Source organism: Caballeronia zhejiangensis (assembly GCF_022879815.1).
In the GTDB taxonomy this organism is placed as follows: Bacteria; Pseudomonadota; Gammaproteobacteria; order Burkholderiales; family Burkholderiaceae; genus Caballeronia; species Caballeronia zhejiangensis.
Genome location: NZ_CP084283.1, coordinates 1,850,026 through 1,875,107 on the forward strand (window position 1 = coordinate 1,850,026; position 25,082 = coordinate 1,875,107).

The 25,082-nt window shown below is 64.1% G+C and carries 25 protein-coding genes; 5 read left to right on the forward strand and 20 right to left on the reverse strand.

The window, feature by feature from the left end; translation table 11 throughout:
* Positions 1 to 7 precede the first annotated feature (7 nt).
* A complete protein-coding gene (locus LDZ23_RS08870) occupies positions 8 to 556 on the reverse strand; it encodes an FKBP-type peptidyl-prolyl cis-trans isomerase (RefSeq protein WP_008341850.1) in 549 nt (182 codons plus the stop codon).
* Positions 557 to 589: 33 nt separating this feature from the next.
* Here LDZ23_RS08870 and LDZ23_RS08875 point away from each other — a divergent pair, with 33 nt between their 5' ends.
* Positions 590 to 1,828: a cupin domain-containing protein gene (locus LDZ23_RS08875; RefSeq protein ID WP_244807425.1), complete on the forward strand. Its 1,239-nt coding sequence runs from the start codon at positions 590 to 592 to the stop codon at positions 1,826 to 1,828.
* Between the two features lie 268 nt (positions 1,829 to 2,096).
* On the forward strand, positions 2,097 to 2,351 hold the full coding sequence (locus tag LDZ23_RS08880) for a hypothetical protein (protein WP_074168913.1): 255 nt from the start codon (positions 2,097 to 2,099) through the stop codon (positions 2,349 to 2,351).
* 127 nt (positions 2,352 to 2,478) lie between these two features.
* Here LDZ23_RS08880 and LDZ23_RS08885 read toward each other — a convergent pair whose 3' ends face one another.
* From LDZ23_RS08885 to LDZ23_RS08930, 10 genes are all read right to left on the reverse strand, one after another.
* Positions 2,479 to 3,252 (reverse strand): MBL fold metallo-hydrolase, encoded by a 774-nt coding sequence (locus tag LDZ23_RS08885; protein WP_008341854.1) that lies wholly within the window; start codon positions 3,250 to 3,252, stop codon positions 2,479 to 2,481.
* A gap of 23 nt (positions 3,253 to 3,275) precedes the next feature.
* Positions 3,276 to 4,418 carry an NlpB/DapX family lipoprotein gene (gene bamC, locus LDZ23_RS08890; protein WP_244807426.1) on the reverse strand — a complete coding sequence of 381 codons (1,143 nt, stop codon included), beginning with the start codon at positions 4,416 to 4,418 and terminating at the stop codon, positions 3,276 to 3,278.
* Between the two features lie 181 nt (positions 4,419 to 4,599).
* Positions 4,600 to 5,505 carry a 4-hydroxy-tetrahydrodipicolinate synthase gene (dapA, locus tag LDZ23_RS08895; RefSeq protein ID WP_244807427.1) on the reverse strand — a complete coding sequence of 302 codons (906 nt, stop codon included), beginning with the start codon at positions 5,503 to 5,505 and terminating at the stop codon, positions 4,600 to 4,602.
* A gap of 63 nt (positions 5,506 to 5,568) precedes the next feature.
* Entirely contained in the window at positions 5,569 to 6,156 is a 588-nt protein-coding gene (locus LDZ23_RS08900) for a class I SAM-dependent methyltransferase (protein WP_244807428.1), read from the reverse strand.
* Entirely contained in the window at positions 6,156 to 7,358 is a 1,203-nt protein-coding gene (locus LDZ23_RS08905; RefSeq protein WP_008341861.1) for a tryptophan--tRNA ligase, read from the reverse strand. Before LDZ23_RS08905 ends, LDZ23_RS08900 begins: the two co-directional genes overlap by 1 nt.
* A gap of 4 nt (positions 7,359 to 7,362) precedes the next feature.
* Positions 7,363 to 8,028 carry a site-2 protease family protein gene (locus LDZ23_RS08910; RefSeq protein WP_008341863.1) on the reverse strand — a complete coding sequence of 222 codons (666 nt, stop codon included), beginning with the start codon at positions 8,026 to 8,028 and terminating at the stop codon, positions 7,363 to 7,365.
* Between the two features lie 130 nt (positions 8,029 to 8,158).
* Positions 8,159 to 8,788 (reverse strand): L-threonylcarbamoyladenylate synthase, encoded by a 630-nt coding sequence (locus LDZ23_RS08915; protein ID WP_008341865.1) that lies wholly within the window; start codon positions 8,786 to 8,788, stop codon positions 8,159 to 8,161.
* A gap of 155 nt (positions 8,789 to 8,943) precedes the next feature.
* Complete coding sequence (locus LDZ23_RS08920; protein ID WP_008341867.1) at positions 8,944 to 9,774, reverse strand: 3',5'-nucleoside bisphosphate phosphatase; 831 nt, start codon at positions 9,772 to 9,774, stop codon at positions 8,944 to 8,946.
* Between the two features lie 85 nt (positions 9,775 to 9,859).
* Positions 9,860 to 10,744, reverse strand: a complete 885-nt coding sequence (locus LDZ23_RS08925; protein ID WP_244807429.1) for an alpha/beta fold hydrolase — start codon at positions 10,742 to 10,744, stop codon at positions 9,860 to 9,862.
* Between the two features lie 58 nt (positions 10,745 to 10,802).
* Positions 10,803 to 11,642, reverse strand: a complete 840-nt coding sequence (locus LDZ23_RS08930; RefSeq protein WP_008341870.1) for a ferritin-like domain-containing protein — start codon at positions 11,640 to 11,642, stop codon at positions 10,803 to 10,805.
* Positions 11,643 to 11,817: 175 nt separating this feature from the next.
* Between LDZ23_RS08930 and LDZ23_RS08935 the strand changes: the two genes are divergently transcribed.
* The 3 genes from LDZ23_RS08935 to LDZ23_RS08945 all read left to right on the forward strand — a co-directional run bounded on the left by LDZ23_RS08935 (position 11,818) and on the right by LDZ23_RS08945 (position 13,858).
* Positions 11,818 to 12,342, forward strand: a complete 525-nt coding sequence (locus tag LDZ23_RS08935; protein WP_008341871.1) for a gamma carbonic anhydrase family protein — start codon at positions 11,818 to 11,820, stop codon at positions 12,340 to 12,342.
* A gap of 50 nt (positions 12,343 to 12,392) precedes the next feature.
* Complete coding sequence (hslO, locus tag LDZ23_RS08940) at positions 12,393 to 13,343, forward strand: Hsp33 family molecular chaperone HslO (protein ID WP_008341872.1); 951 nt, start codon at positions 12,393 to 12,395, stop codon at positions 13,341 to 13,343.
* A gap of 164 nt (positions 13,344 to 13,507) precedes the next feature.
* Positions 13,508 to 13,858 (forward strand): hypothetical protein, encoded by a 351-nt coding sequence (locus tag LDZ23_RS08945; protein ID WP_008341874.1) that lies wholly within the window; start codon positions 13,508 to 13,510, stop codon positions 13,856 to 13,858.
* Between the two features lie 86 nt (positions 13,859 to 13,944).
* Here LDZ23_RS08945 and ftsB read toward each other — a convergent pair whose 3' ends face one another.
* From ftsB to LDZ23_RS08990, 9 genes are all read right to left on the reverse strand, one after another.
* Positions 13,945 to 14,412 carry a cell division protein FtsB gene (gene ftsB / locus LDZ23_RS08950; RefSeq protein ID WP_008341875.1) on the reverse strand — a complete coding sequence of 156 codons (468 nt, stop codon included), beginning with the start codon at positions 14,410 to 14,412 and terminating at the stop codon, positions 13,945 to 13,947.
* Between the two features lie 113 nt (positions 14,413 to 14,525).
* The gene (gene eno / locus LDZ23_RS08955; protein ID WP_008341877.1) at positions 14,526 to 15,809 is read right to left on the reverse strand and encodes a phosphopyruvate hydratase; all 1,284 of its coding nucleotides are present in this window, start codon (positions 15,807 to 15,809) and stop codon (positions 14,526 to 14,528) included.
* 328 nt (positions 15,810 to 16,137) lie between these two features.
* A complete protein-coding gene (kdsA, locus tag LDZ23_RS08960) occupies positions 16,138 to 16,992 on the reverse strand; it encodes a 3-deoxy-8-phosphooctulonate synthase (RefSeq protein ID WP_008341878.1) in 855 nt (284 codons plus the stop codon).
* Positions 16,989 to 18,677: a CTP synthase gene (locus LDZ23_RS08965; protein WP_008341880.1), complete on the reverse strand. Its 1,689-nt coding sequence runs from the start codon at positions 18,675 to 18,677 to the stop codon at positions 16,989 to 16,991. The genes kdsA and LDZ23_RS08965 overlap by 4 nt, the downstream gene beginning before the upstream one ends.
* A gap of 161 nt (positions 18,678 to 18,838) precedes the next feature.
* Positions 18,839 to 19,660, reverse strand: coding sequence for an alpha/beta fold hydrolase (locus LDZ23_RS08970; RefSeq protein WP_244807430.1), 822 nt, complete (start codon positions 19,658 to 19,660; stop codon positions 18,839 to 18,841).
* A gap of 24 nt (positions 19,661 to 19,684) precedes the next feature.
* Complete coding sequence (locus tag LDZ23_RS08975; RefSeq protein WP_244807431.1) at positions 19,685 to 22,171, reverse strand: DNA internalization-related competence protein ComEC/Rec2; 2,487 nt, start codon at positions 22,169 to 22,171, stop codon at positions 19,685 to 19,687.
* Positions 22,172 to 22,232: 61 nt separating this feature from the next.
* Positions 22,233 to 23,021 (reverse strand): TatD family hydrolase, encoded by a 789-nt coding sequence (locus LDZ23_RS08980; RefSeq protein WP_175982710.1) that lies wholly within the window; start codon positions 23,019 to 23,021, stop codon positions 22,233 to 22,235.
* Between the two features lie 26 nt (positions 23,022 to 23,047).
* On the reverse strand, positions 23,048 to 23,761 hold the full coding sequence (lolD, locus tag LDZ23_RS08985) for a lipoprotein-releasing ABC transporter ATP-binding protein LolD (RefSeq protein ID WP_008341887.1): 714 nt from the start codon (positions 23,759 to 23,761) through the stop codon (positions 23,048 to 23,050).
* On the reverse strand, positions 23,754 to 25,007 hold the full coding sequence (locus tag LDZ23_RS08990) for a lipoprotein-releasing ABC transporter permease subunit (protein ID WP_033535777.1): 1,254 nt from the start codon (positions 25,005 to 25,007) through the stop codon (positions 23,754 to 23,756). The genes lolD and LDZ23_RS08990 overlap by 8 nt, the downstream gene beginning before the upstream one ends.
* Between the last annotated feature and the right edge of the window lie 75 nt (positions 25,008 to 25,082).

Below are 25,082 nucleotides of genomic sequence, written 5' to 3' on the forward strand. Positions count from 1 at the left end.
GACGCGCTCAGTGCAGCGTCGGACCTGCGTCCTTGGGCGGTGCGTCGTCATCGTCTTCGTCGTCATCGACGACATGCAGGCCGTCCGCGCCGTGCGCGTGTTGATGTTCGATTTCGTCGTCCGTCGCCGTGCGCACTTCCTGCACCGACAGCGCGAAACGCAGCGCCATGCCGGCGAGCGGATGATTGCCGTCGAGCACCACTTTGTCTTCGGCGACGTCGGTCACGGTGTAGATGAGCGAGTCGATATCGTCATCGCCGTCTTCGGGCGTGCCTTCGAACTGCATGCCGACTTCCAGCGGCTCCGGAAAACGGCTGCGCTCTTCGACCTTCACGAGCTCGGGATCGTACTCGCCGAATGCATCCTGCGGCTCGAGTTGAATGAGCGTTTCATAGCCCGCCTCGTGACCGTCGAGCGCTTCCTCGATCTTGGGGAACGTGCCATCATAGCCGCCGTGCAGATAGACCATCGGCTCGTCGCTCTCCTCGATCAGATTGCCTTGCGCATCCGATAGCTTGTAAGCGACCGAAACGACAGTGTCTTTCGCAATTTTCATTGGATCCTCCAAGATACAAGCCTCGATTATACGATGCCCAAGCGGCCCTCATACGCAACACCGTCCCCCGTTTCCGGCCTTCCCGAGCATGCCCGCGCGCCTTTGCCGGACGAACTCACACCGCTGTTGGGCAACCGTACGCCGCGACAGTTCATGCGGCGTTACTGGCAGAAGAAACCGCTCTTGATCCGGCAGGCGATTCCCGATATCGCGGCGCCGCTCGCACGCGACGAACTGTTCCAACTTGCCGATCTCGACGACGTCGAGGCGCGGCTCATCACGCATTTTCGCAATGCGTGGAATCTGGAGCACGGACCGTTCGCGCCCGACGAATTGCCATCGGTCAAAAAGCGTGAATGGACGCTGCTCGTGCAAGGCGTGAACCTGCATCACGACCGCGCACACGCGCTGATGAACCGGTTCCGCTTCATTCCGGACGCGCGCCTCGACGATCTGATGATCTCCTATGCGACCGATGGCGGCGGCGTCGGACCGCACTTCGACTCTTACGACGTGTTCTTGCTTCAGGTCCATGGCAAGCGGCGCTGGCGAATCGGCGCGCAGCGCGACCTTTCGCTAAAACCCGGACTGCCGTTGAAAGTTTTACAGCACTTCGAGCCCGAGGAAGAATGGGTGCTGGAGCCGGGCGACATGCTTTATCTGCCGCCGCATATCGCACACGACGGCATCGCCGAGGGCGAATGCATGACGGCATCGATAGGCTTTCGCGCGCCCTCGTCGCACGAGCTCACGGCTCAGTTCCTCTATCACCTCGCCGAGCGCGCCGGTGAAGCATCGGAGGGTGCTCGCGGCAACGCGCGGTATCGCGATCCGGCGCAGGAGCCGGTGTCGAATCCAGCGGCGCTGCCCGCGCTGCTGATCGACCGCGTTGGCGCGATACTTGCGAACGTGAACTGGAACGAAAAGGACATCGCGGAGTTTCTGGGTACTTATCTGAGCGAGCCGAAAGCGAACGTCGTGTTCGATGCACCCGACCGTGCGCTGAATGAGCAAAAATTTGTAGAACGAGCGAAAAAGACAGGCGTCAGGCTGGATAGAAAGACCATTTTGCTCTACAACGCCCGTTCTTATTTCGTAAATGGCGAAGCGGAAGTCTTGTCGTCGAAGCTGAAAAAGTGGCTCCCTGAATTGGCCGATACTCGGTCTCTGGAGGCGAAACGCTTTGTAACACTTACAGACGAATCGACAATGACAGCGCTGCTACACGAATGGTATCGTGCGGGCTGGATTCTTTTGGGCGCTTTGCCTTGACGGGCGTGCCTTTACAGGATTTCACGGAATACAGCAGATGCTAGAAATTTGCTGTTCCGCAATATGAAAATTTGTATGAGAAAGACAACGTATCGTCCCCTGATTTATCGACGGTCGTTACGAAAGTGCCTATAATTTCCGGCCAAGCCGTAGGAAGTCTCACATAAAAAAGAATTGTGAGTCTCCACAGCGGCCCAGGTCGGTGTTGGAGCACACATTACCGGTACTTTGCGCTGTTGCTTACCTTTAACCATAAAAGGACGTGATCATGAAGAAATCCCTCCTCGTAGCATCCCTGTTGGCTGCTGTTGCTCTGGCTGCATGCAACAAGTCTAGCGAAACGGCTGCTCCGAGCGCTGCAAGCGATACGTCGGCTGCTTCGGCTCCGGCTGCTGCTGCTTCGGACGCAAACGCTGCTGCATCGAGCGCTTCGGCCGCTGCAAGCGACGCAGCTTCGGCTGCTGGCGCAGCTTCGGACGCTGCCGCTTCGGCTGCCGCTCCGGCATCGGGCGCAAGCCAGTAAGGCTAGCGCTACGCCGCAGGCCGCTTCATGCGGTCTGCCAACGAAAAAACCGGCCCTTGGGCCGGTTTTTTTGTATCTGCTTTTGTATCTGCTTGCGGCGTCGGTCGGCGCGCAAGGCGTCTTCGATTCAGAGCGTGAGCCAGTCGAAGCCTTCCGCCTGAGTCGCGACGACGACGTCCACCGCACTCGCGCCCAACACGGACGCAAGCGCCGCCTGCGCGAGGTGCGGCAGATTGTTTTGCTGACTCAGATGCGCGGCCACGAGATGGCGCAGCTTGGAGCGATCCAGCGACGCTAGAATGGCCGCCGCCGCTTCGTTATTCAGGTGTCCATGCGTGCCGCCAATACGCGCCTTGAGCATCGGCGGATAGCGGCTCGCGGCAAGCATCTCGACATCGTGATTGGATTCGAGCACGAGCGCGTCGCAGCCGCTCAGCACGCTCGTGATATGCGGCGTCGACACGCCGACATCCGTCAACACGCCGAGCCGGCTCGCGCCGTCGGAGAACACGTATTGCAGCGGCTCACGCGCATCGTGAGGCACGGTGTACGGCAGCACGCTCAGATCGCCGATGGCGACGCTTTCATCGCCCCATAGCACGTTCAATTCGACCTTGGCTTCATCGGCGCCGATGGCGCGCGCCGTGCCCCAGCTCATGTACAGCGGAATCGACCAGCGGCGCGCCAGCGTCAGCGCGCTGCCGATATGGTCCGTGTGCTCATGCGTGATGACGATGGCGTCGAGATCTTCGGCACGGCAGTTCAGACGCGCGAGACGGCGCTCGACCTCCTTGCCGGAGAATCCGCAATCGAGCAGCACGCGCGTCGTCGTCGTACCGCTCGATGCCTCGACGAGCAATGCATTGCCCTCGCTGCCGCTGCCGAGACTGGCGAATCTCACGATGTCTTCACTTCAGGATGTCGTTAGTTCAACTGCGCGTGCAGCAAGGAAACGATGCGCTGCGCATCGGACGACGTGTCCGGCTGGCCGTTCGCATCGACGACGCCGACTTGCGTGACCGAGTCGGCCTTCGGCCTCACGTTGACGAGGAACTGGCGCGTCGGCTTCGGCGTGTTGCTCGAGAAGAACTTGCCGAAGAGGCCGTCCTTCTTCAGCTCCGCCATGGAGTCCGAAAAATGGACGTAATAGATGCCCTTGTCGCGATCGCGATTGTCGACCGTGAAGTTGGTGCGATCGAGCGCGAGGCCCACACGCAGCCAGGCGCGATCGAACGGCTCGGCGAGATCGAGCGTGGAGCCGCCCGCGCTCGGGTCGACCGCGACCTTCGCGCCGATCGGACGCGCTTGCGCCATCAACTGCTGCGACTGCTTTTCGGTCAGGCCGAACTTCTGCATCAGCTTCGTGAGCACCGCGGCTTCGAGCTGCGGATTACGCGGACGCGCCTCCCAGCGCGACGACGTCTTGTCCTGCCCCGTCAGCACTTCTTCCATCGCGCTGTGCGTGACGGAGATGTCGGTCGAGCCATCGGATGCGCGATCGACCTGCGTGCGGAACATGTCGCGCGTACCCGACGAGTACGCGAAGTCGAGCAGCTTGCCCACGCTGTTCCTGAACCAGTCGTTCGGAATGTTCGCGCGGTTTTCGGCCCAGTCCGTCGCCATGATGCCCGTCTGCGGGGCATCGGTCTTGAGCGTAAAGCCGTTCTCTTCCCAGAACTCCTTCAGCGGTCCCCAGACCTGGTCCGGCGAACGGCCATCGACGACGAGCCAGCGGCGATCGCCATCGCTTTCGATGTGCATGCCGAACGGATCCTGCGCGTTCGGCACGCCGAGCGTCGCGTTGCCGGCCGGCGTGACCGCTCGCTCCGCGGCGCCGCCGAGCGAGTTGATCTTGGGCGGCGCGGCATAACGCTGGCTGATGTCGGCCGTGGTCAGGTCGGACGGAACGGCCAGCGAGGGTGCGGTTTCAGCAGCCTTGTAGTTGACGCGATCCGGCGCGAGCCAGTCGTTGAGCGTGTCGCAACCCGCGAGCGCGAAGACCGCACCGGCGCCGAGCGACAGCACGCCCAGGCGTTTGGCACGAGTAAGAAGAGCGGAACGTTTCATGAGGTCCTTCTTTGCTGCTGATGCGCATTGCCTCGCGCCGAACCCGCTCTAGGCGAGCGGCTCAGCGAGGCCAATGTCGAGGCCAATGAGCGGCGGTTGATGACTGAAGGTGTGGTTCATTTCGATCACGTGCGGCGGCGCGGCTTTCGATTCCTTGTGACTCGGCGCGCCGCCCATGCGATCAGGCGAGGAGCCCGGCGTCGCGCAACGCGCCACGCACCACGTCGTGATAGCGCGCGTCGAGCGGCGTGAGCGGCAGCCGGATGCCGCCTTCCATGCGGCCGAGCGCCTGCAGCGCCCATTTGGCCGGAATCGGATTCGATTCGCAGAAGAGTTGCTTGTGCAGCGACAGCAGCTTCAGATGGATGCGGCGCGCGGTGATCGCATCGCCTTCGACCGCGGCGCGGCAGAGCTGGCTCATTTCCTTCGGCGCGACGTTGGCCGTCACCGAGATGTTGCCGTGTCCGCCGAGCAGCATGAGCGCGATCGCCGTGGGATCGTCGCCGCTGAAGATGCTGAAATGCGCCGGCGCGTGCTTGATCAGATGCGCAGCGCGATCGATGTTGCCCGTCGCTTCCTTGACGCCGATGATGCCCGGCACGTCCGCGAGGCGCAGGATCGTTTCGTTGCTCATGTCGGCAACGGTGCGGCCCGGCACGTTGTAGAGCAGCACCGGCAGATCGACGGCTTCGGCGATCGCCTTGAAATGGCGATACATGCCTTCCTGCGTCGGCTTGTTGTAATACGGAACGACTTGCAGCGTGGCGTCGGCGCCAACCTTTTTGGCCTGCTTCGAGAGCTCGATGGCTTCGGCGGTCGAATTGCCGCCCGCGCCCGCGATGATCGGAAAGCGCTTGGCCGTGTGCTCGACGGCCGTCTGGATCATCAGGATGTGTTCTTCGACCGACAAAGTGGCCGACTCGCCACTGGTGCCGACCACGACGAGTCCGTTCGAGCCTTGTTCGACGTGCCAGTCGATCAGTTTTCGAAACGCCGGCAGATCGAGACTACCGTCCTCGTGCATCGGTGTGACGATGGCAGGGATACTGCCGCGGATCTGGATGCCGCCGTGTGTTCCGTTTGTCATGAAACTCTATGAATTTAATCGTGAATTTAATCGCAAAAAGCGATATTACGCGATTGTAGCGGATTAGCCGCCGAGCGCGTAACGTGGCGGACCCGGGGGTATGTTACTAATCGTGAGTGGGTTTTCCGCTGACTGCGGTGCGCGAACCGCACAGATTCGCTGCACGTAGGCAGGGCGCGGGTCATCGACGAACCCGTCTTCGTAGCCGATCACGCGCAGTCGCCCTCGCACCGCTTCGAGCAGTTCGCCGGGTTCGAGCAGAAACGCCGGATTCGACGGCTTGCCGATACTGCCGTTGCCCGCCGCGAACGTTTCATAGATCAGCACGCCGCCGGGCGCGAGCGCGTCGATGAAGTGCCCGAACAGCGGCCGATGCAGATAGTTGGTGACGACGACGGCATCGAACTTTCGATCGCCCGAAAGCGGCCACGGCGCGCCGTTTTCCAGATCGGCGGCAAGCGTTTCGATGCCTTCGAGCGCCGCCATCGACGCGAGCGCGTCCGCGTCACGATCGACCGCCAGCACGGAAAAACCACGCGCCGCGAACCAGCGCGCGTGGCGCCCGCTGCCCGCGGCGACGTCGAGGACCGCGCCGCCGGGCGCGACGAGATGCGCCCAGCGCGCGACCCACGGACTGATCGCACTGTCCATCAGTTGTAAGACAGCCCCATGGCCTCGCGCACGTCGCGCATCGTTTCGGTCGCGAACTTGCGCGCCTTGTCGCAGCCGTCCGCGACGATCGCGCGCAACAGCGACGGATCGTCCATGTACTTCTGCGCGCGTTCCAGCATCGGCTGCTGCTCGCGCAGGATGCCTTCGATCACCGGCTGCTTGCACTCCAGGCAGCCGATGCCCGCGCTGCGGCAGCCCTTCTGCACCCATTCGTGCGTGTTTTCGTCGGTGTAGACCTGATGCAGTTGCCACACCGGACACTTGTCGGGATCGCCCGGATCGGTGCGGCGCACGCGCGCCGGGTCGGTCGGCATCTTGCGGACTTTCTGCTCGATGGTCGCCGCGTCCTCACGCAAGCCGATGGTGTTGCCGTACGACTTCGACATCTTCTGGCCGTCGAGGCCCGGCATGCGCGACGCTTCGGTCAGGAGAACCTGCGGCTCGACCAGAATGATCTTGCGCGCGCCTTCGAGATAGCCGAACAGACGCTCGCGATCGCTCATCGACAGGCTTTGCGATTCCTGCAGCATCGCGCGCGCTTGTTCGAGCGCTTCGTCGTCGCCTTCCTGCTGATACGCGACGCGCAGCTCGTGATACAGCTTCGAGCGCTTGCCGCCGAGTTTCTTGGCCGCTTCGAGCGCCTTCTCCTCGAAATCCGGCTCCTTGCCATAGAGATAGTTGAAGCGGCGCGCGATCTCGCGCGTCATTTCCACGTGCGGCACCTGATCCTCGCCCACCGGCACGAGCGACGCGCGATACAGCAGGATGTCCGCCGCCATCAGCACCGGATAGCCGAGGAAGCCGTACGTCGACAGATCCTTTTCGCGCAGCTTTTCGATCTGCTCCTTGTAGGTCGGCACGCGTTCGAGCCAGCCGAGCGGCGTGCCCATGCCGAGCAGCAGCGAAAGTTCGGCGTGCTCGGGCACGCGGCTCTGGATGAAGAGCGTCGCCTGTGCCGGGTCGATGCCGGACGCCAGCCAGTCGATGAGCACTTCCCAGACGTTTTTCTCGATGACCTCGGGCGTCTCGTAGTGCGTCGTGAGCGCGTGCCAGTCGACCACTGCGAAGAAGCACGGATATTCGGACTGCAGCCGCACCCAGTTTTTCAGCACGCCGTGATAGTGGCCGAGGTGCAGCGACCCGGTGGGCCGCATGCCGGAGAAGATACGGTCAGGGAACATGATGTTATGGGAATAGTGAAGCGAGGGGATTCAAGATAGCCGACACCGCCGTATAGCCGACGTTCACGAGCGGCCCGAGCCAGAAGCGCGTCAGCACGCCGGTCACGACGAGCGCCATCACGATGAAGAAGCCGTACGGCTCGAGCTTCGAAAACGCGATGGACGCGCGGACCGGCAGAAGCGCCATGACGACACGGCCGCCGTCGAGCGGCGGCAACGGAAAGAGATTGAGCACGCCGAGCACGAGATTCACGCTGATGCCCGCCTGAGCCATGCCCGTGAAGAACGGCTCGTCGATGTGAAAGGCCCGCAGCAGCACGAAGATCACGCCCCAGACGATCGCCTGGGCGAAGTTGCTGCCCGGCCCGGCCGCCGCGACCCACAGGCTGCCCCAGCGCGGATTGCGCAGGTTGCCGAACGCCACGGGCACGGGCTTCGCATAGCCGAACATGAACGCACCGCTCGTCACGAAGTAAAGGACGATCGGAATGACGATCGTGCCGATCGGGTCGATGTGGCGCATCGGGTTCATCGAAACGCGGCCGAGAACGTAGGCCGTGTTGTCGCCGAGCAGTCGCGCGGCGTAGCCATGCGCGGCCTCGTGCAGCGTGATCGCGAAAATCACGGGGAGCGCGTAGACCGCGATGGTCTGTATCAGGGAAGCATCCATAGGGCGGTATTGTAACAAGCAGGCAGGTTGGATCAGACACGCACGGCGGCGCCGGGCGCGCACTATTTCGCCCATGGTGTGAGCAAACGCTTAATCGGGTCGTATGCCCGTGTGCGCTACTGCGCGGCGCTTACGCCGTGAGCCCGAACGGTTCGAGACTGCCTCTCCCCGCGCGCACGAGCACTGGCTCCCCCGAAGAAAGATCGATCACCGTGGACGGCTCCGCCGGACACGCGCCGGCATCGATCACGAGTTCGATCTGTTTTTCGAGGCGTTCGCGGATTTCCTCGGCGTCGTTGAGCGGCTCGGTGTCGGGCGGCAGGATCAGCGTCGATGCAAGCAGCGGTTCGCCGAGCGCCTCCAGCAACGCGAGCGTGATCGCGTGATCGGGCACGCGCAGCCCGATCGTCTTGCGCGACGGATGCGAAAGCCGCCGCGGCACTTCCTTGGTCGCCTGCAGCACGAAAACGTAAGGCCCAGGCGTCACCGACTTGATCAGCCGATACTGCTGGTTGTCGACCATGGCGAAATTGGACAGCTCGGAGAGGTCGCGCACGAGCAGGGAGAGCAACTGCTTGTCGTCGATGCCGCGCACGCGTCGCAATCGCTCGACCGCGTCCTTGTCGTCGAGATGGCAGCCGAGCGCGTAGCTCGAATCGGTCGGCAACGCGACGAGACCGCCGTCCTTGATGATCTGCACGGCCTGATTGATGAGCCGCGGCTGCGGATTATCCGGATGAATGCGAAAGAATTGAGACATGGCGACGCCTTATTGTTTCGATCGTTATCGCGATGGGCCGAGCGGCGCGCGACTTCTTGTCTCGCGCGCGAGCGCGCCCTGCGCGATGAGCGTGCGGAAAATCACAGGTGATGCAAAGACCGTGCGCGAGCAGAAAGACGCGCGCCGCGGGAACGCTAAAGCCAGCGCTCCCAGACAGGCGTGAGATCGTCGGGCAACGGCGGAAGCAGGCCGAGATCGACGCGCCCTTCGCCCGCGCCGTGGAAGTCCGAGCCGCGCGATGCCTCGAACCCATAGCGGCGCGCGACATCGGCGTATTCGCGGTACTGGTCGGGCGTATGGCTGCCCGTCACGACTTCGATGGCCCGGCCGCCGAGCTCGATGAATTCATCGAAGAGCGCGGCGAACTCGACCGGCGTGAAGTCGTAGCGGCCCGGATGCGCGATGATCGGCTCGCCGCCCGCATCCTTGATCCATTTCACGGCGTCCGCGAGCTTCGCCCAGCAATGCCCGACGAAACCCGGCTTGCCGTCGCCGAGATAGCGCGCGAACACATCCGACGTGGACTGCGCATACCCCGCCTCCACCAGATACCGCGCGAAGTGCGTGCGCGAGATCATGTCGGGATCGTCGGTGAAGCGCAGCGCGCCTTCGTAGCAATCCGGAATGCCGACCGCCGCGAGCGCCTCGCCGATCGCCACGCCGCGCGCCGCGCGCCCGTTGCGCGTCGATTCGAGCCCCTTGCGCAGCGCATCGTTATGCGGATCGACGTTCATGCCGACGATATGCACCGTGCGCGAAGCCCACGTCACCGAAATCTCGACGCCGGGCAGATAGCGCATGCCGAGCGCCTCGGCGGCCTTCTTCGCTTCGTCCTGCCCGCCGAGCTGATCGTGATCCGTCAGCGACCATAGCGTGACGCCGTTCGCGTGCGCGCGCGCGGCGACATCGGCGGGCGCAAACTGTCCGTCGGACACGGTGGAATGGCAATGCAGATCGGCGTTCATCGTCGTTTATCGGGCTTCACTCACATTCTAACTGTATCGGCGCGACAAGCCGATTATGTAGTTCCTTCGTTCCGTGCTGCGCCGCTCACGCGCAGAACGATTCGACGAGCGCCGCGACGCGCTCCGGCTGATCGTGATGGATCATGTGACCGGCCTCGTCGACGATTTCCTCGCGCCAGTCGGGAAACGCCTGAAAGCGCGTCTTGAATTCGGCGATGGGCGTCTCGCCCGCGAAAGCCGCGAGCGTCGGCGAATCCTTCGCCTCGACGTGCAGCACGGGCGCCGCCACGCGCGCCCACGCCGCGCTCACCTCGTCGAGCCGATACAGCGTCGGTCCGCGCAATTTGTGCGCCGGATCGGCAAGCAGATGGAAGCGCCCATCCGCTTCCTCGCGGGACCAGTGTTGCGCGAGATAGCGCGCACGCGCGAGCGGCAGACGCGGATTCGTGCGGATCAGCCGGTCGGCGACTTCGTCGAGGCTCGCGTAGCTGCGCAGCGCGGGCGGCGCGCGCAGATCGTCGAGCCATTGCGAAATGCGCCCCGGCGATTGCGACGCGCGCGCCGCCGGCAATCCGAAGCCTTCGAGATCGACCACGCGGCGCACGCGCGCGGGCCGCACGCCCGCGTACAGCAGCGCGACGTTCGCGCCCATGCTGTGGCCGACGATGTTCACCTGACCGCCCGGCGCGTAATGGTCGAACAGCACGTCGAGATCGGAGAGATAGTCGGGAAAGTAGTAATGGCCGCCGCCCTTCTGCGCGACCGGCCAGTCGGAGAGCCCGAAGCCGCGCGCATCGGGCGCGAGCACTTGCCAGTCGCCCACGAGTGCATCGACGACGAACTGGAACGACGCGCCGATATCCATCCAGCCGTGCAGCATGAAGAGCATCGGGGCGTCGGGCGAGCCCCAGCGGCGTACGTGCAGGCGCACGCCGCGCGCGTCGACGAATTCGGAGCGCGAATCTTTCATGGTGTCGTCTCGAAGTAAAAAAGGATGATCGTTCGATTATAGCGACGAAGAACCTGCCCTACTTCGCATCGTCCAAGCCGGCGAGTGCGCGCAGTTCGGCTTCGTCGAAACCGGCGTCGCGGCGCGCTTCGAAATTGAACGGGCCGCGCAGCTTCGGCGCGTGATATTGCGCGGCGAGGCGTCCGTAAGTCGTGTGCGGGTCCAGATTTCGCGCGTCGCACAGAAACCGGAACCAGCGATTGCCGATCAACACATGGCCGACTTCATCGCGCAGGATGACGTCGAGGATCGCCGCGGACGCGTGATCGCCCGCCTGCGCGAGACGCTTTCTGATCGGCGGCGACGCGTCGAGCCCGCGCGCCTCCAGTGTCCGCGGCACGAGCGCCATGCGCGCCAGCACATCGCCGCGCGTGCGTTGCGCCATGTCCCACAGCCCATCGTGCGCCGGGAAGTCGCCGTAAGCGTGGCCGAATTCGGCGAGGCGCGCGCTCAACAGCGAAAAGTGATGCGCCTCCTCCGCCGCCACCTTCAACCAGTCGAGATAAAAATCCTGCGGCATCGACGGAAATCGCCAGACGGCATCGAGCGCGAGATTGATCGCGTTGAATTCGATGTGCGCGAGCGCGTGCAACAGCACGGCGCGCCCCGCATCCGACTGCATGCTGCGACGCTTCAGCGACGATGGCTCCACGAGCGCCGGACGCTCGGGCCGGCCAGGCAGATCGCCGGGTTCCGCGAACTCGGCTCGTGGATCGATCCGCGACGGCTGGGCGCGCGCCGCATCGAAAAGTGCGCGGGCGCGCGCGGCTTTCGTCGCGGGATCGCGCTCGCGCAGGACCGCGAGCGCTGCGCGGCGGGCGCAGTCATCGGCTTCCGGGGAAATGACAAGGTCGTGCATCGGACTGTCTCGAAAACGGGCGTCGAACACTGCGTTCCAGCGGACGCTTACGGCAAACAGCTAAAATGGTAATCCCGGCGGACGCCTCAAAACGCGCAACAATGCGCGTGCGCCGCCTCACCGGCAGGCGCGCATTGTAGTCCCACCTTCACGACATCACGCCTCAGGAGACAATGTGGCCATCTACAAACTCGGCGACGACGCCCCGACCATCCACGAAAGCGTGTTTCTCGCGGACACCGCGACCATCATCGGCCGGGTGACGCTCGAGGAAAACGCGAGTGTCTGGCCCGGCGCGGCGCTGCGCGGCGACAACGAGCCGATCGTCGTCGGACGCGGCAGCAACGTGCAGGAAGGCGCGGTACTGCACGCCGATCCGGGTTTTCCTCTGACGATCGAGAGCGATGTCACCGTCGGCCATCAGGCAATGCTGCACGGCTGCACGATCAAGGAAGGCTCGCTGATCGGAATCCAGGCGGTGGTCTTGAATGGCGCGGTGATCGGCCGCAACTGTCTGGTTGGCGCGGGCGCCGTCGTCACCGAAGGCAAGGTGTTTCCGGACAATACGCTGATTCTCGGCGCGCCCGCCAAGGCAGTGCGGGAAATCGGCGAGGCGGATATCGCCCGCATGCGTGCGGCCACGGCGAGTTATGCCGACCGTCGCGAATATTACAAGGCGCACCTCGTGCGTATCGGCTGAACGGACGCCGCACGAGACGGCGCAGCAGCCTCAACACCCAAGGAAGAGTTGTGAACGACCAGTTGCAGAAATTCATGTTCAACGCGGCGCCGGTGCGCGGCGAGATCGTCTCGTTGCGTCATACGTGGCAGGAAGTGCTCGCGCGCCGCTCGTATCCCGTGGCCGTGCGCAACGTGCTCGGCGAAATGATGGCCGCATGCGCGCTGCTGTCCGCGAACCTCAAGTTCGACGGCACGCTCATCATGCAGATCTACGGCGACGGCCCCGTGAAGATGCTGGTCGTGCAGTGCAATTCCAACCTGTCGCTGCGCGCCACGGCGAAGCTGGCCGATGGCGGCGAGAGCGAGCTCGACAGCGAAATGTCGCTGCCGGACCTGCTGAACCGTCACGGGCGCGGCCGCTGCGTCATCACGCTCGATCCCTCCGACAAAAAGCCGGGGCAGCAACCGTATCAGGGCATCGTGCCGCTGTCGGACGAGCATGGCGCGCTCAAGTCGATGGCCGAAGTGCTCGAGCACTACATGCATCACTCCGAGCAGCTCGACACACGCTTGTGGCTCGCCGCCGATACCGACCGCGCCGTCGGCCTGCTGCTGCAGAAGCTGCCGGGCGATGGCGGCATCGTTCCGCATCCGGGCGAGCACGACGCCGATACGTGGCAGCGCGTCTGCCATCTCGGCAGCACGCTTTCGAACGAGGAATTGCTGAAGGAAGAGCCGGATACCGTGTTCAAGCGCCTTTTCTGGCAAGAAAACGTCCAGCACTTCGAGCCGGCAGCGGCGCGCTTCCAGTGCACATGTTCGCGTGAGAAGGTCGGCGGCATGCTGAAGATGCTCGGCCGCGAGGAGGTCGACAGCGTGATCGTGGAGCGCGGCAATGTCGAAGTGCATTGCGAGTTCTGCAACCAGCGCTATGACTTCGACTCCGTCGACGTTGCGCAACTTTTTGTCGCAAACGAACTCTCACAAGGTGTGAGCCCGGCGTCGGACCGGCGCCACTGAAACGCCGCGCAAGCCTTGTCCAGTCGAGGTTTCGCCACGCGCGCCGGTGGCGCTCGAAGCACGGCGCGCCGCTTGCGGCCTGCTTTCGGCCCGGCTCTCACGACAGATTCCGCAAGCTATGATGGGACTCCTGCACAGATGTCCGGCCCGCTGGAGGTCGCAAAATGAAAACCGCAACACTCAACTGGAAATTGCTGCCGTGTCTGGCCGGGGTCGCGCTCGTCGCCGGCTGCATGATGGATCCGCCCGGCCCGTCGCCGATCTATAGCCGCTTGCCTGACACATCGCCTGCGCCGCAACAGACGCTCACGCCGCAGCAGGAGATGGACCGCTACAACGCCATCGACAAGCAGGCGCTCAACGAATCGCAGCAGGCAGCCGCGGCTGGCAACGCCGCGAAGACGATGTCGCAGTTCTACGCGCCCGCGCCGGTGTCGGTCTACGGCGGCTATTCGAGCGGCGGCTGGGGCGGCCCGTACTGGGGCACCGGCATCGGATTCGGCACTTCGTGGTAGGCGAGGCGGCCATCCGCCTTTGTCTGCCAAATACAAAAATGGCGCGGTCGTGACCGCGCCATTTTTTATCTCACCCAGCCGGCGTCTTACTGCGCCGCGCCCTGCTGCTTTTTCTTCGCTTCGGCCGCTTTTTCCTTCTGCGCCTTCTTGTCCAGCTCGCGCAACTCCTGCTTCGAGCGCGACACGGGATTCGGCACCACGCGCAGCGGCGCCGCTGAAACCTGACCGCGCGTCGAGCCGTTCATGCCCGGCACGTTCGCGGAATTGACGGGCGCGTTCGAATTCGGCGAGACGAACTGCACGAACACCTCGCTGTCCTTCACCATGCCCATCTCGTAGCGCGCGCGCTCTTCCACGGCGGCGGTGCCGTTTTGCAGGTCCTGCACTTCGCCCTGGACGCGCTCGTTGCGCAGTCTCAGATTCGTGTTCTTGTCCGTCTGCTGCGCGAGCTGCTGCTGCAATTCATGCACGCGCAGCCAGCCGCCATGTCCCCACCAGAGCGGGTATTGGATCAGCACCAGCAAAAGAACCAGAACGACAGTTACGAGCCGCATTCACGTAGCCGAAATAAGCGCCGCCCGGCGGCAAGCTGCCCCGGGCGACGGGCTTCAAAAGATGACGCTTCAAAGACCACTAAGCGTCCTTATCGACTAAAGCGGCAAAAGCTTTAGCGCAAGTTGTAAAACGCCGACTTGCCCGGGTAGCTGGCGATATCGCCGAGATCTTCCTCGATGCGCAGCAACTGGTTGTACTTCGAGATGCGATCGCTGCGCGACAGCGAGCCGGTCTTGATCTGGCCGGCGTTCAGGCCGACCGCGATGTCCGCGATGGTCGAATCTTCCGTCTCGCCCGAGCGGTGCGAGATGACCGCCGTGTAGCCCGCGCGCTTGGCCATTTCGATCGCCGCGAAGGTTTCCGTCAGCGTGCCGATCTGGTTGATCTTGATGAGGATCGAGTTCGCGATGCCCTTCTCGATGCCTTCCTTCAGAATGCGCGTGTTCGTGACGAAGAGATCGTCGCCGACGAGCTGGATCTTCTTGCCGAGCTTGTCGGTCAGCGTCTTCCAGCCTTCCCAATCCGACTCGTGCATGCCGTCTTCGATCGACACGATCGGGAACTTGTCGGCGAGCGTGGCGAGGTAATCCGCGAATTCGGTCGACGACAGTTGCAAGCCTTCGCCAGCCAGTTGGTACTTGCCGTCGTGATAGAACTCGCTCGCCGCGCAGTCGAGCGCGAGCAGCACATCTTCACCGGCGCGATAACCGGCCTTCTCGATGGCTTGCAGAATCGTCGACAGGCACTCGTCGTTGCTGCCGAAGTTCGGCGCGAAGCCGCCTTCGTCGCCCACCGCGGTGCTCATGCCGCGCTCGGCCAGGATCTTCTTCAGCGCGTGGAACACTTCCGCGCCGCAACGCAGCGCTTCGCGGAACGTCGGCTGGCTCACCGGGACGATCATGAATTCCTGGATGTCCAGGCTGTTGTTCGCGTGCGCGCCGCCGTTGACGATGTTCATCATCGGCACCGGAAGCTGCATCGCGCCCGAGCCGCCGAAGTAGCGGTACAGCGGCAGGCCGGCTTCTTCGGCGGCAGCCTTCGCGACCGCCATCGACACCGCGAGCATCGCGTTCGCGCCGAGACGCGACTTGTTATCGGTGCCGTCGAGTTCGAGCAGGGTCTTGTCGAGGAAAGCCTGTTCCGAGGCGTCGAGGCCCATGATGGCTTCGGAAATCTCGGTGTTGATGTGTTCGACGGCCTTAAGCACGCCCTTGCCGCCGTAGCGGCCCGCTTCGCCGTCGCGCAATTCGATGGCCTCGCGCGAGCCGGTGGATGCGCCCGAAGGCACCGCCGCGCGGCCCATCGTGCCCGACTCGAGCAACACGTCGCATTCGACGGTCGGATTGCCTCGCGAATCGAGAATCTCGCGGCCGATGATATCTACGATAGCACTCATGGTTTCCTCAAGAAATGACGATGAATTCTGTCAGTCACAACGAAGCGCGCCGCCTGTTTTTACACTTCGATACACGCTTCACTGGCTTCGCTCAGACCCATTCGATGACCGCCGGGTTCAGCTCCGGCGCAAAGAGCGGTCGTTTCGGGACCGGATCGAATCCGGTCCGCATCGCTTTCGTGGGAGCGGGCGTCTCATCCGCCGGTTGCGGATGCCGCCCCGATGCGTTGCACGCTCCTCCGTTGCCCGGATGACGCCGGACGGCCTGATCTCGCAACACGGGCGCCCATGATGACGCCCGCGCCGTACTACTTTTTGCTGCCGACGCTCAGTTGAAGTCGTTCTCGAGGAACGAACCGCTTTTCACCGCGCGATCGATCGTGATGAGCGTCGAAAGCAGCGCTTCCATGTGATGCAGCGGCACCGCGTTCGGGCCGTCGGACTTCGCGCAGGCCGGGTCCGGATGCGTCTCCATGAAGAGGCCCGCCACGCCCGTCGCGACCGCCGCACGCGCCAGCACCGGCACGAATTCGCGCTGACCGCCCGAGCTCGTGCCCTGCCCGCCCGGCAACTGCACCGAATGGGTGGCATCGAAGACGACCGGCGCGTTGGTTTCGCGCATGATCGCGAGCGAGCGCATGTCGGACACGAGGTTGTTATAGCCGAACGACACGCCGCGCTCGCACGCCATGAAGCGGTCTTCCGACAGACCCGCTTCACGCGCGGCGTCGCGCGCCTTGTCGATCACGTTCTTCATGTCGTGCGGCGCGAGAAACTGGCCCTTCTTGATGTTGACCGGTTTGCCCGAGCGCGCGCACGCGTGGATGAAGTCGGTCTGACGGCAGAGGAACGCGGGCGTTTGCAGCACGTCCACGACCGATGCGACCGCTTCGATTTCTTCCTCGGTGTGCACGTCCGTGAGAACGGGCACGCCGAGCTGCTTCTTCACTTCGCCGAGAATGCGCAGGCCTTCGTCCATGCCCGGACCGCGATACGACTTGCCCGAACTGCGGTTCGCCTTGTCGAACGACGACTTGTAGATGAACGGAATGCCGAGCTTCTGCGTGATTTCCTTCAGCCGGCCGGCGACGTCGATGGTCATTTGCTCCGACTCGACGACGCACGTGCCCGCGATCAGGAAGAACGGCTTGTCGAGGCCCGCTTCGAAATGACACAGCTTCATGCTTGCGCTCCCGCGGTGGCTTTCGCCGGCGCCTTCACGCCATTGCCTTCGGCGTGCGCGCGCGCTGCATCGACGAATGCCTTGAAGAGCGGATGCCCGTCGCGCGGCGTCGACGTGAATTCGGGGTGGAACTGCACGCCGACGAACCACGGGTGCAGCGACTGCGGCAACTCCATCATCTCGGGCAGATCCTCGCTCGGCGTACGGGCGCTGATGATAAGCCCGCCGGCTTCGAGCTGGGGCACGAAACGGTTATTGACTTCATAACGGTGACGATGACGCTCGTTCACATCGCTGCCGTAGATGCGCTCGGCCATCGTTCCTGGCTTGATCGGGCACTTCTGCGAGCCGAGGCGCATGGTGCCGCCGAGATCCGACTCTTCGTTGCGCTTTTCGATGCGGCCCGCGCGGTCGTACCACTCCGTGATGAGCGCGACGACCGGGTTGCCCGTGTCCTGATCGAACTCGGTGGAATTCGCATCGGCGAGACCGGCGACATCGCGCGCGAACTCGATCACCGCGAGCTGCATGCCGAGGCAGATGCCGAGATACGGCGTCTTCGATTCGCGTGCGTAGCGGATCGCCTTGATCTTGCCTTCCGTGCCGCGACGGCCGAAACCGCCCGGCACCAGCACGGCGTCGAGGTGCTTCAGTGCGTCGGTGCCTTCGGCGTCGATCTGCTCGGAATCGATGTACTCGATGTTGACCTTCGTCGACGTATGGATGGCCGCGTGACGCAGCGCTTCGATCAGCGACTTGTACGATTCGGTGAGTTCGACGTACTTGCCGACCATGCCGATGGTCACTTCGTGCTTCGGATTTTCGAGCTTCTCGACGAGGTTCGACCACATCGCCAGATCGGCCGGCGGCGGCGCGAGCTTCAGCTCTTCACAGATGATGTCGTCGAGGTGCTGGTCGTTGAGCATCTGCGGAATCTTGTAGATGCTGTCCGCGTCCCAAACGGAAATGACCGCGTCTTCGGGCACGTTCGAGAACATGGAAATCTTGGCGCGCTCGTCGTCGGGAATGCGGCGGTCGGCGCGGCACAGGAGCACGTTCGGATAGATACCGATTTCGCGCAGCTTCTGCACGCTGTGCTGCGTGGGCTTCGTCTTGAGTTCACCCGCCGTCGCGATGAACGGCACGAGCGTGAGGTGCACGAAGCACGCGCTGTTGCGGCCCATGCGCAGGCTCATCTGACGCGCGGCTTCGAGGAACGGCAGCGATTCGATGTCGCCCACCGTGCCGCCGATTTCCACGATCGCCACGTCCGGCTGGCCGCACGTCGCCGCAGCGGCGCCGCGCTCCACGAATGCCTGGATTTCGTTGGTGATATGCGGAATGACCTGCACCGTCTTGCCGAGATACTCGCCGCGGCGTTCCTTGCGGATCACCGATTCGTAGATCTGGCCGGTGGTGAAGTTATTGGCCTTGCGCATCTTCGTGCTGATGAAGCGCTCGTAATGGCCGAGGTCGAGGTCGGTCTCCGCTCCGTCTTCCGTCACGAACACTTCCCCGTGCTGGAACGGGCTCATCGTGCCGGGGTCGACGTTGATGTAGGGATCGAGCTTGAGGAGAGTGACTTTGAGACCGCGCGATTCGAGGATCGCGGCGAGAGAGGCGGCGGCAATACCCTTGCCAAGGGACGAAACTACGCCGCCGGTGACGAATACATATTTGGTCATCGCTAGATGCTCGCGGGAAAAACGGATTATACCGTAAAGGCCGGTTCCCACGAAGCGCGCCCGGCGCGGATATTGGCTACAAATCCGCGCATTTCGGCGTCATTTTTGCGGAACGTGACGCGGGCCGTTCGTCAAGTCCCGCGCGCGTGCTCGCGCCCTTTTCAGCGCGCCGTCTGCATGGCCGTGAGCAGCCGCTGCACGGCGCGCGCGGTGTCGATCGGGCGCTCCATCGGAAAGAGATGGCTGCCTTCCATCCATTCGATGTGCTCGCCCGCGATGCGCCGCGTCATCCCGAGCCCGACCTGGCGCACTTCGCGCGAATGCGTCCCCGCGATGAAACCGACGGGCACCGGCGCGCCGTGCGCGAGCCGCGCGCCGAGCGTGTGCGGCAGCGTGCGATAGATCAGATATTCCACATGGCGATCGAATGCGAGCGAGCGTGCGCCGTTCGCATGGGTCTGCGGAATGGCGAAATCGATATAGTCGGACAGCATGCGTTCGTCCCAGCGCGCGAACGCCGGTTTCGACAGGAAATGCCGCCACGCCTCGTCGCGGCTCGCCCACTGCGTGCGGCGCTTGCGCGTCGCGGCGGCGGGCGACAGGCGCTCGTCCAGCCCGGTCCATTGCGTGACGCGCAGGAGTCCGCTCTTCCAGCCCGCGATCACCGGCGAATCGAGCATCACCACGCCTTTCACCCATTCCGGGCGCTTCAGCGCCGCCATCAGCGACAGATAGCCGCCGAGCGAATGCCCGACGAGCCACACCTTCGGATGATCGCCGTCGGCTTCGCGCCGATAGCGGCTCATGTCGTCGATGAGCTGATCGACGAGATACGGCCAGTCGCGCGTCACGGGAAAGCGCGCGTCATGACCGATGCGCTCGATGCTGCGAACTTCGTATTCGTCGGAAAGCTCCGCGAACATCGTGCGATACGTCGATGCGGGAAAACCGTTCGCGTGCGAGAAATGGATGATGTCTTTCAAGCGTGTCTCTTGTTTTTTTAGCGTTTAGCGCGCCATCCAGTAGCGCGCGTGGCTTTGCCGGTAGCGCTCGAACGTAATCTGCGAACCGATTTCGATACGCGCCGCGCCGTCTTCGTCGCTGCGCGAAAGCACGATGTCGCGCATCCGGTAGCGCGCGAAAACGGTCGGATGCGGATGATGAAAACGGTTGCGATAGCCTACCTGAAATATCGCGGCCAACGGCCCGACAGAATCGAGGAAAGGCTCGGTGGACGAAGTGCGGCTGCCGTGATGCGGCACGATGAGCACATCGGCGCGCAGGTCTGACGCGTCGCGCGCGATCAGCATGCGTTCGACGTCCGCTTCGATATCGGCGGCGAAGAGCGCCGAGCGTCCCGCCGCGTTCGTCACCTTGAGCACGCACGACTGCCGATTCGGCTTGCCCGAAAGCGGTCCCGGCTCGGGCCACAGCATTCGGAATTCGACGCCGTCCCACGTCCAGCGCTGCCCCGCCGCGCAACGCAGCGTCTGCGCGCCGCGTGCGCGCGCATCGGACCACGACGCGTCCTGCGCGGGCAGCGACGCGAGCAGTTGCCGCACGGCGATCGATTGCAGCACCGCCGGCGCGCCGCCCGCGTGATCCGAATCGGAATGGCTGATGACGAGCGCATCGAGCGCGCGCACGCCCGCAGCCTGCAGATACGGCACCACGATCCGCTCGCCCGCATGCGTCGATTCGGGACCGGGACCGGCGTCGAAGAGCAACGTGTGCCGCGCCGTTTCGACGACGAGCGCCGAGCCCTGGCCGATATCGAGCGCGGTGACGCGAAACGCGCCGACCGGCGCGGGATGCATCGCGGGCGCGAGCAGCGGCAGCCACGTCAGCGGCGCGGCGAAGCGCAACGGCCAGCCGCGCGGCGCGAGCGCCCATGCGACGCCGACGCACGATGCCGCGAGCGCGAACGCATCCGGCCGGGGCAAAAGCCAGAGCGACGCGGGCGCGGCATTCGCGAGACGCGCGAGCATGTCGCAGAGCACGGACAACGCGGCATGGGCGACGTGAAGCATCGGCGCATCGAGCGGTGCGGGAAGCATGAGACCGGCGAGCGTCGCGGGCGTCACGAGCGCGCTGATCCACGGAATCGCGAACGCATTCGCGAGCGGACCGAGCAGCGGAATCTGCGAGAACCAGTAGACGGTGAGCGGCGCGAGCGCGATCGTCACCGCGTACTGCACACGCGCGCTCGACGCGATATACCGCCGCGCGCGCGCGGCGAACCGCGCGACGATCGCGAGCGGCCTGCGCTTCGCGACATGTTGCGGACGATGACCGACTTCGCTCGGATCGACGCGATCCCATTGATCGACGTCGTCCTGTTCTTCCGTTTGCGCCCGCGACGCGCGACGTCCCGCCGACGCGATCGCATGCAGAATCGCCGCCACCGCGCAGAACGACAGCCAGAATCCCGGCGCTGTCACCGCCCACGGATCCGCGATCAGCACGAACGCGAGCGCCCAAAGCAGCACGAGCGACGACAACGGCCGTCGTCCGAAGAAAAACGCGAGCGCAACGACCAGCAGCATCCACAGCGTGCGTTGCGCGGGCACGTTGAAACCGGCGAGCGCGGCATAGCACGCAGCGAACACGGTCGCGCCGATGGCCGCCGCTTTCGGCGTGGCCGCGATCAACGGCGCGCTCAGGCCGCGCAAGCGCACGCGCTTCCACACGAATCCGACGATCAACGCCGCCAGCCCCGCGACGAAGCCGATATGCAAGCCCGATATCGCAACGAGATGACTCGTGCCGGTCGCGCGCATGACGGTCCAGTCGGCATCGCTGACGGCGTCCTGCGCGCCCACCGCGAGCGCGACGATGATCCCGCGATGCGGCGCATCGCCGAGCACGGTCTCGATGCGTTCGCGTGCCCGCGCACGCAGCCGGTCGATCGTCAGCCGCGGACCCGACGCATCGGCGTGCAAACGGCGCGGCTCGCGTGCTGCCGATACATAACCCGTCGCGCGAATGCCGCGTTCGAGCAGCGTTGCTTCGGCATCGCGCAGACCGAAGTTGGCGTTGGCATGCGGACGCTTCAAACGCGCCATCAAGCTCCATCGCTCGCCGGCGTGCAGGTTCGGAACATGATCGCCCGACATCCAAAGCAAGCGCACGACGCGCGGAAAGTCATGCAATTTCGCGCCGTTGGCCTCGACTTCGAAGAGAAAGCGCGTACCGTCGGCCCGTCGCTCGGGCATGCCGCGCACGAAACCCGTCAGTTCGATGTCGCGCTGCTCGTAGCGTGCTGGCAATTGTTCGCGCAGCCGCACATCCGCGCGTATCGCCGCATACGCGAAACCCAGCGCGCAAGCAGCCAGCGCGAAGCTCGCGATGCGCGCACGCGGCTCGATCGCGCCCGACGCAATCGCGATGACGAACGCCGTGCAGCACGCGCACCACGCGATGACATCCGGCAAGCGAGCCTGCTGCTGCAACCACCAGACACCCAATGCAAATCCCAGCAGAATCGCCCGCACGTCTTCCCTCTTCGTTCCTCGTCACGGCGAACGCATGCAGCCGATGCGTCCATCGAAACGATTATGAAGAGGCGAGCGCGAGCCGTGGGAGCGCAGCGTGAGCGTTAGCCGTTGTGCCTAGGGAAAGCACGTTTTCGTCGATGCCGCGCAGTTGCGCGAGCACTTGCGCGATGCGCGCGACCTGGTCCGGCGTGTTGCGTTGCTTGTAGCGCCAGGACGGCGCGATGTCGGGCGCATCGGTTTCGAGCACGATCGCGTCGAGCGGCAGCTCCGTCGCGAGCCGGCGGATCTGCAGCGCGCGCTCGAACGTGAGATTGCCGCCGAAGCCGAGATGCATGCCTTGCGCGATGAACGCCTCGGCCTGCTGGAAACTGCCGTTGAACGCATGCGCGATGCCGCGATGAATGTCGTGCGCGCGCAAGCCCTTCAGCACCTTGTCCTGCGACTTGCGCACATGACAGATGACCGGCAGATCGAACTCGCGCGCGAGCTTCAGTTGCTCGTTGTAGAAGAACTGCTGGCGGGCGTCGTCGAGCGTCGGCACGAAGTAATCCAGCCCGATTTCGCCGATGCCCACAAAGCGCGGATCGTCCATGCTCGCTTCGATTTCCTCGCGCAGCGCGCGCAGGTCGTCTTCGTGCGCGCCCGGCGTGAAGAGCGGATGAATGCCGAGCGCGTACGCGCCGCCTTCGATGCGATGCGCCAGCGCCCGCACCGTGTCGAAGTTGAAGCGCCCGACGCCCGGAATCACGATGCGCGTCACGAGCGCATCGAGCGCGGCATCGGCGACGGCATCGCGGTCGGCATCGAATTCGCCGGCATCCAGATGACAGTGCGTATCGATCCACATGGCGGCCTCCGCGCGTCGCGAAAGATTCAGACCGGCACGACCGGCTCTTCGTGCAGCACGCCGTCGCGCAGGCGCAGGATGCGGTCGCAGCGCGCGGCGAGATCGGGATCGTGCGTGACGATCACGAAGCTCGTCTCGAGCGTGCGCGACAGCTCCAGCATCAGGTTGAAGACGGTATCGGCGGTGCCGCCGTCGAGATTGCCGGTGGGTTCGTCGGCGAGCACGCATGCGGGATGCGTGACGAGCGCCCGCGCGATCGCCACGCGCTGACGCTCGCCGCCCGACAATTCGCCCGGCCGATGCTTCGCCCGATGCCCGATGCCCACGCGCTCCAGCATGACGAGCGCTTCCTTGCGCGCGTCTTCCTCGGGCATGCGGCGGATGCGCAGCGGCATCGCGACGTTGTCGAGCGCCGTGAATTCCGGCAGCAGATGATGGAACTGATACACGAAACCGAGCGCGCGATTGCGCAGCTCGTTGCGTTCCTTTTCCTTCAGTTCGGTGAACGGCTTGCCGAGCAGCGAGACCTTGCCCGCGCTCGGTTCGTCGAGCCCGCCGAGCACATGCAGCAGCGTGCTTTTACCCGAGCCCGATGCGCCGACGATCGCGAGCTTTTCGCCCTTCATCACGTCGAGTTGCGCGTTGTTGAGCACCTGCACGTTGAAGCCGCCCTGCACGAACGTCTTCGAAATCGCCGATGCCCGCAGCACGATGTTGTTGGCCGGAATCAGATCACTCATAGCGCAGCGCCTCCGCCGGACGAACCTTCGCGCCGCGCCAGCTCGGATAGAGCGTGGCGAGCGACGACAACAAAAATGCGATGACGCCGATCTTGACGACATCGCCCGGCACGAGCTCAGACGGCAGTTCGCTGATGAAATACACCGAGGACGGCAGGAACTGCACGTTGAAAAGATGCTCGATCATCGGCACGAGCCATGGAATGCTCCACGCGATCAGACAGCCGAGCGTCACGCCGAGGGCCGTGCCGATGAAGCCGATCGTCACGCCCTGCACGACGAATATCTTCATGATCGAGCCCGGCTGCGCGCCGAGCGTGCGCAGAATGGCGATATCGGCCTGCTTGTCGGTGACGGTCATCACGAGCGACGACACGAGATTGAACGCCGCTACCGCGATGATCAGCGTGAGGATGATGAACATCATGCGTTTCTCGATCTGCACGGCGGAGAACCACGTCTTGTTCTGCTGCGTCCAGTCGCGAATGTACAGATCGCCCGACAGCGTGCCCGCGAGCTGGCGCGCGACTTCGGGCGCGCGCTGCATGTCCTTCAGGCGCAGGCGCACGCCGGTCGGCGCGGGCAGGCGAAAGAGCGCTTCGGCATCGCGGATTTCGATGAGCGCGAGCGTCGAATCGTATTCGTAGTGCCCCGACTCGAAAACGCCGACGACGGTGAACTGCTTGAGGCGCGGCATCATGCCGGCCGGCGTGATGGTGCCTTCGGGCGCGACGAGCGTGATCTTGTCGCCCCGCGTCACGCCGAGGTTGGCCGCGAGATCCTTGCCGAGCACGATGCCGAACTCGCCCGGCTTCAGGTCCGTGAGCTTGCCTGCGCGCATTTCCTTGCCGATGTCGGACACTTCCGGCTCGAGCGTGGGCTCCACGCCGCGCAGCGCGACGCCGCTCACGGCGCCCTGACGCGTGAGCAGCGCCTGCGCTTCGACATAAGGCGCGGCGCCGATCACTTCCGGATTGCGCTTCGCTTCCTGCGCGGTCAGTTGCCAGTCGGGCATGGAGCCCGTCGGCGAGAAGATTTCGACGTGCGCGAGCACCGACAGCATGCGGTCGCGCACTTCCTTCTGGAAGCCGTTCATGACCGACAGCACGACGATCAGCGCGGCGACGCCGAGCGCGATGCCCGCCATCGAAACGAGCGCGATGAAGGAGATGAAGCCGTTGCCCGTGGTGCGTTTGCTGGCGCGCGTGTAGCGCCAGCCGATCTGCCATTCGTACGGAAGTTTCAAGCGATTCCTTTCTGCTGCTGTTCCAGCGTTGTTGAGTCCGGTGAAGCAAATTTGCGAAAGTTTGCCATATGTCGC

Bases quoted from the DNA above. Each gene is read 5' to 3' on its own strand.
- LDZ23_RS08910 (WP_008341863.1), bottom strand. From the start codon at position 8,028: ATGGATGCTTCCCTGATACAGACCATCGCGGTCTACGCGCTCCCCGTG.
- LDZ23_RS08945 (WP_008341874.1), top strand. From the start codon at position 13,508: ATGAAAACCGCAACACTCAACTGGAAATTGCTGCCGTGTCTGGCCGGG.
- LDZ23_RS08875 (WP_244807425.1), top strand. From the start codon at position 590: ATGCCCAAGCGGCCCTCATACGCAACACCGTCCCCCGTTTCCGGCCTT.
- LDZ23_RS08870 (WP_008341850.1), bottom strand. From the start codon at position 556: ATGAAAATTGCGAAAGACACTGTCGTTTCGGTCGCTTACAAGCTATCG.
- LDZ23_RS08920 (WP_008341867.1), bottom strand. From the start codon at position 9,774: ATGAACGCCGATCTGCATTGCCATTCCACCGTGTCCGACGGACAGTTT.
- bamC (WP_244807426.1), bottom strand. From the start codon at position 4,418: ATGAAACGTTCCGCTCTTCTTACTCGTGCCAAACGCCTGGGCGTGCTG.
- LDZ23_RS08915 (WP_008341865.1), bottom strand. From the start codon at position 8,788: ATGTCTCAATTCTTTCGCATTCATCCGGATAATCCGCAGCCGCGGCTC.
- LDZ23_RS08905 (WP_008341861.1), bottom strand. From the start codon at position 7,358: ATGTTCCCTGACCGTATCTTCTCCGGCATGCGGCCCACCGGGTCGCTG.
- LDZ23_RS08900 (WP_244807428.1), bottom strand. From the start codon at position 6,156: ATGGACAGTGCGATCAGTCCGTGGGTCGCGCGCTGGGCGCATCTCGTC.
- lolD (WP_008341887.1), bottom strand. From the start codon at position 23,761: ATGAGTGATCTGATTCCGGCCAACAACATCGTGCTGCGGGCATCGGCG.
- LDZ23_RS08925 (WP_244807429.1), bottom strand. From the start codon at position 10,744: ATGAAAGATTCGCGCTCCGAATTCGTCGACGCGCGCGGCGTGCGCCTG.
- LDZ23_RS08965 (WP_008341880.1), bottom strand. From the start codon at position 18,677: ATGACCAAATATGTATTCGTCACCGGCGGCGTAGTTTCGTCCCTTGGC.
- ftsB (WP_008341875.1), bottom strand. From the start codon at position 14,412: ATGCGGCTCGTAACTGTCGTTCTGGTTCTTTTGCTGGTGCTGATCCAA.
- LDZ23_RS08880 (WP_074168913.1), top strand. From the start codon at position 2,097: ATGAAGAAATCCCTCCTCGTAGCATCCCTGTTGGCTGCTGTTGCTCTG.
- LDZ23_RS08980 (WP_175982710.1), bottom strand. From the start codon at position 23,021: ATGTGGATCGATACGCACTGTCATCTGGATGCCGGCGAATTCGATGCC.
- LDZ23_RS08930 (WP_008341870.1), bottom strand. From the start codon at position 11,642: ATGCACGACCTTGTCATTTCCCCGGAAGCCGATGACTGCGCCCGCCGC.
- kdsA (WP_008341878.1), bottom strand. From the start codon at position 16,992: ATGAAGCTGTGTCATTTCGAAGCGGGCCTCGACAAGCCGTTCTTCCTG.
- eno (WP_008341877.1), bottom strand. From the start codon at position 15,809: ATGAGTGCTATCGTAGATATCATCGGCCGCGAGATTCTCGATTCGCGA.
- dapA (WP_244807427.1), bottom strand. From the start codon at position 5,505: ATGACAAACGGAACACACGGCGGCATCCAGATCCGCGGCAGTATCCCT.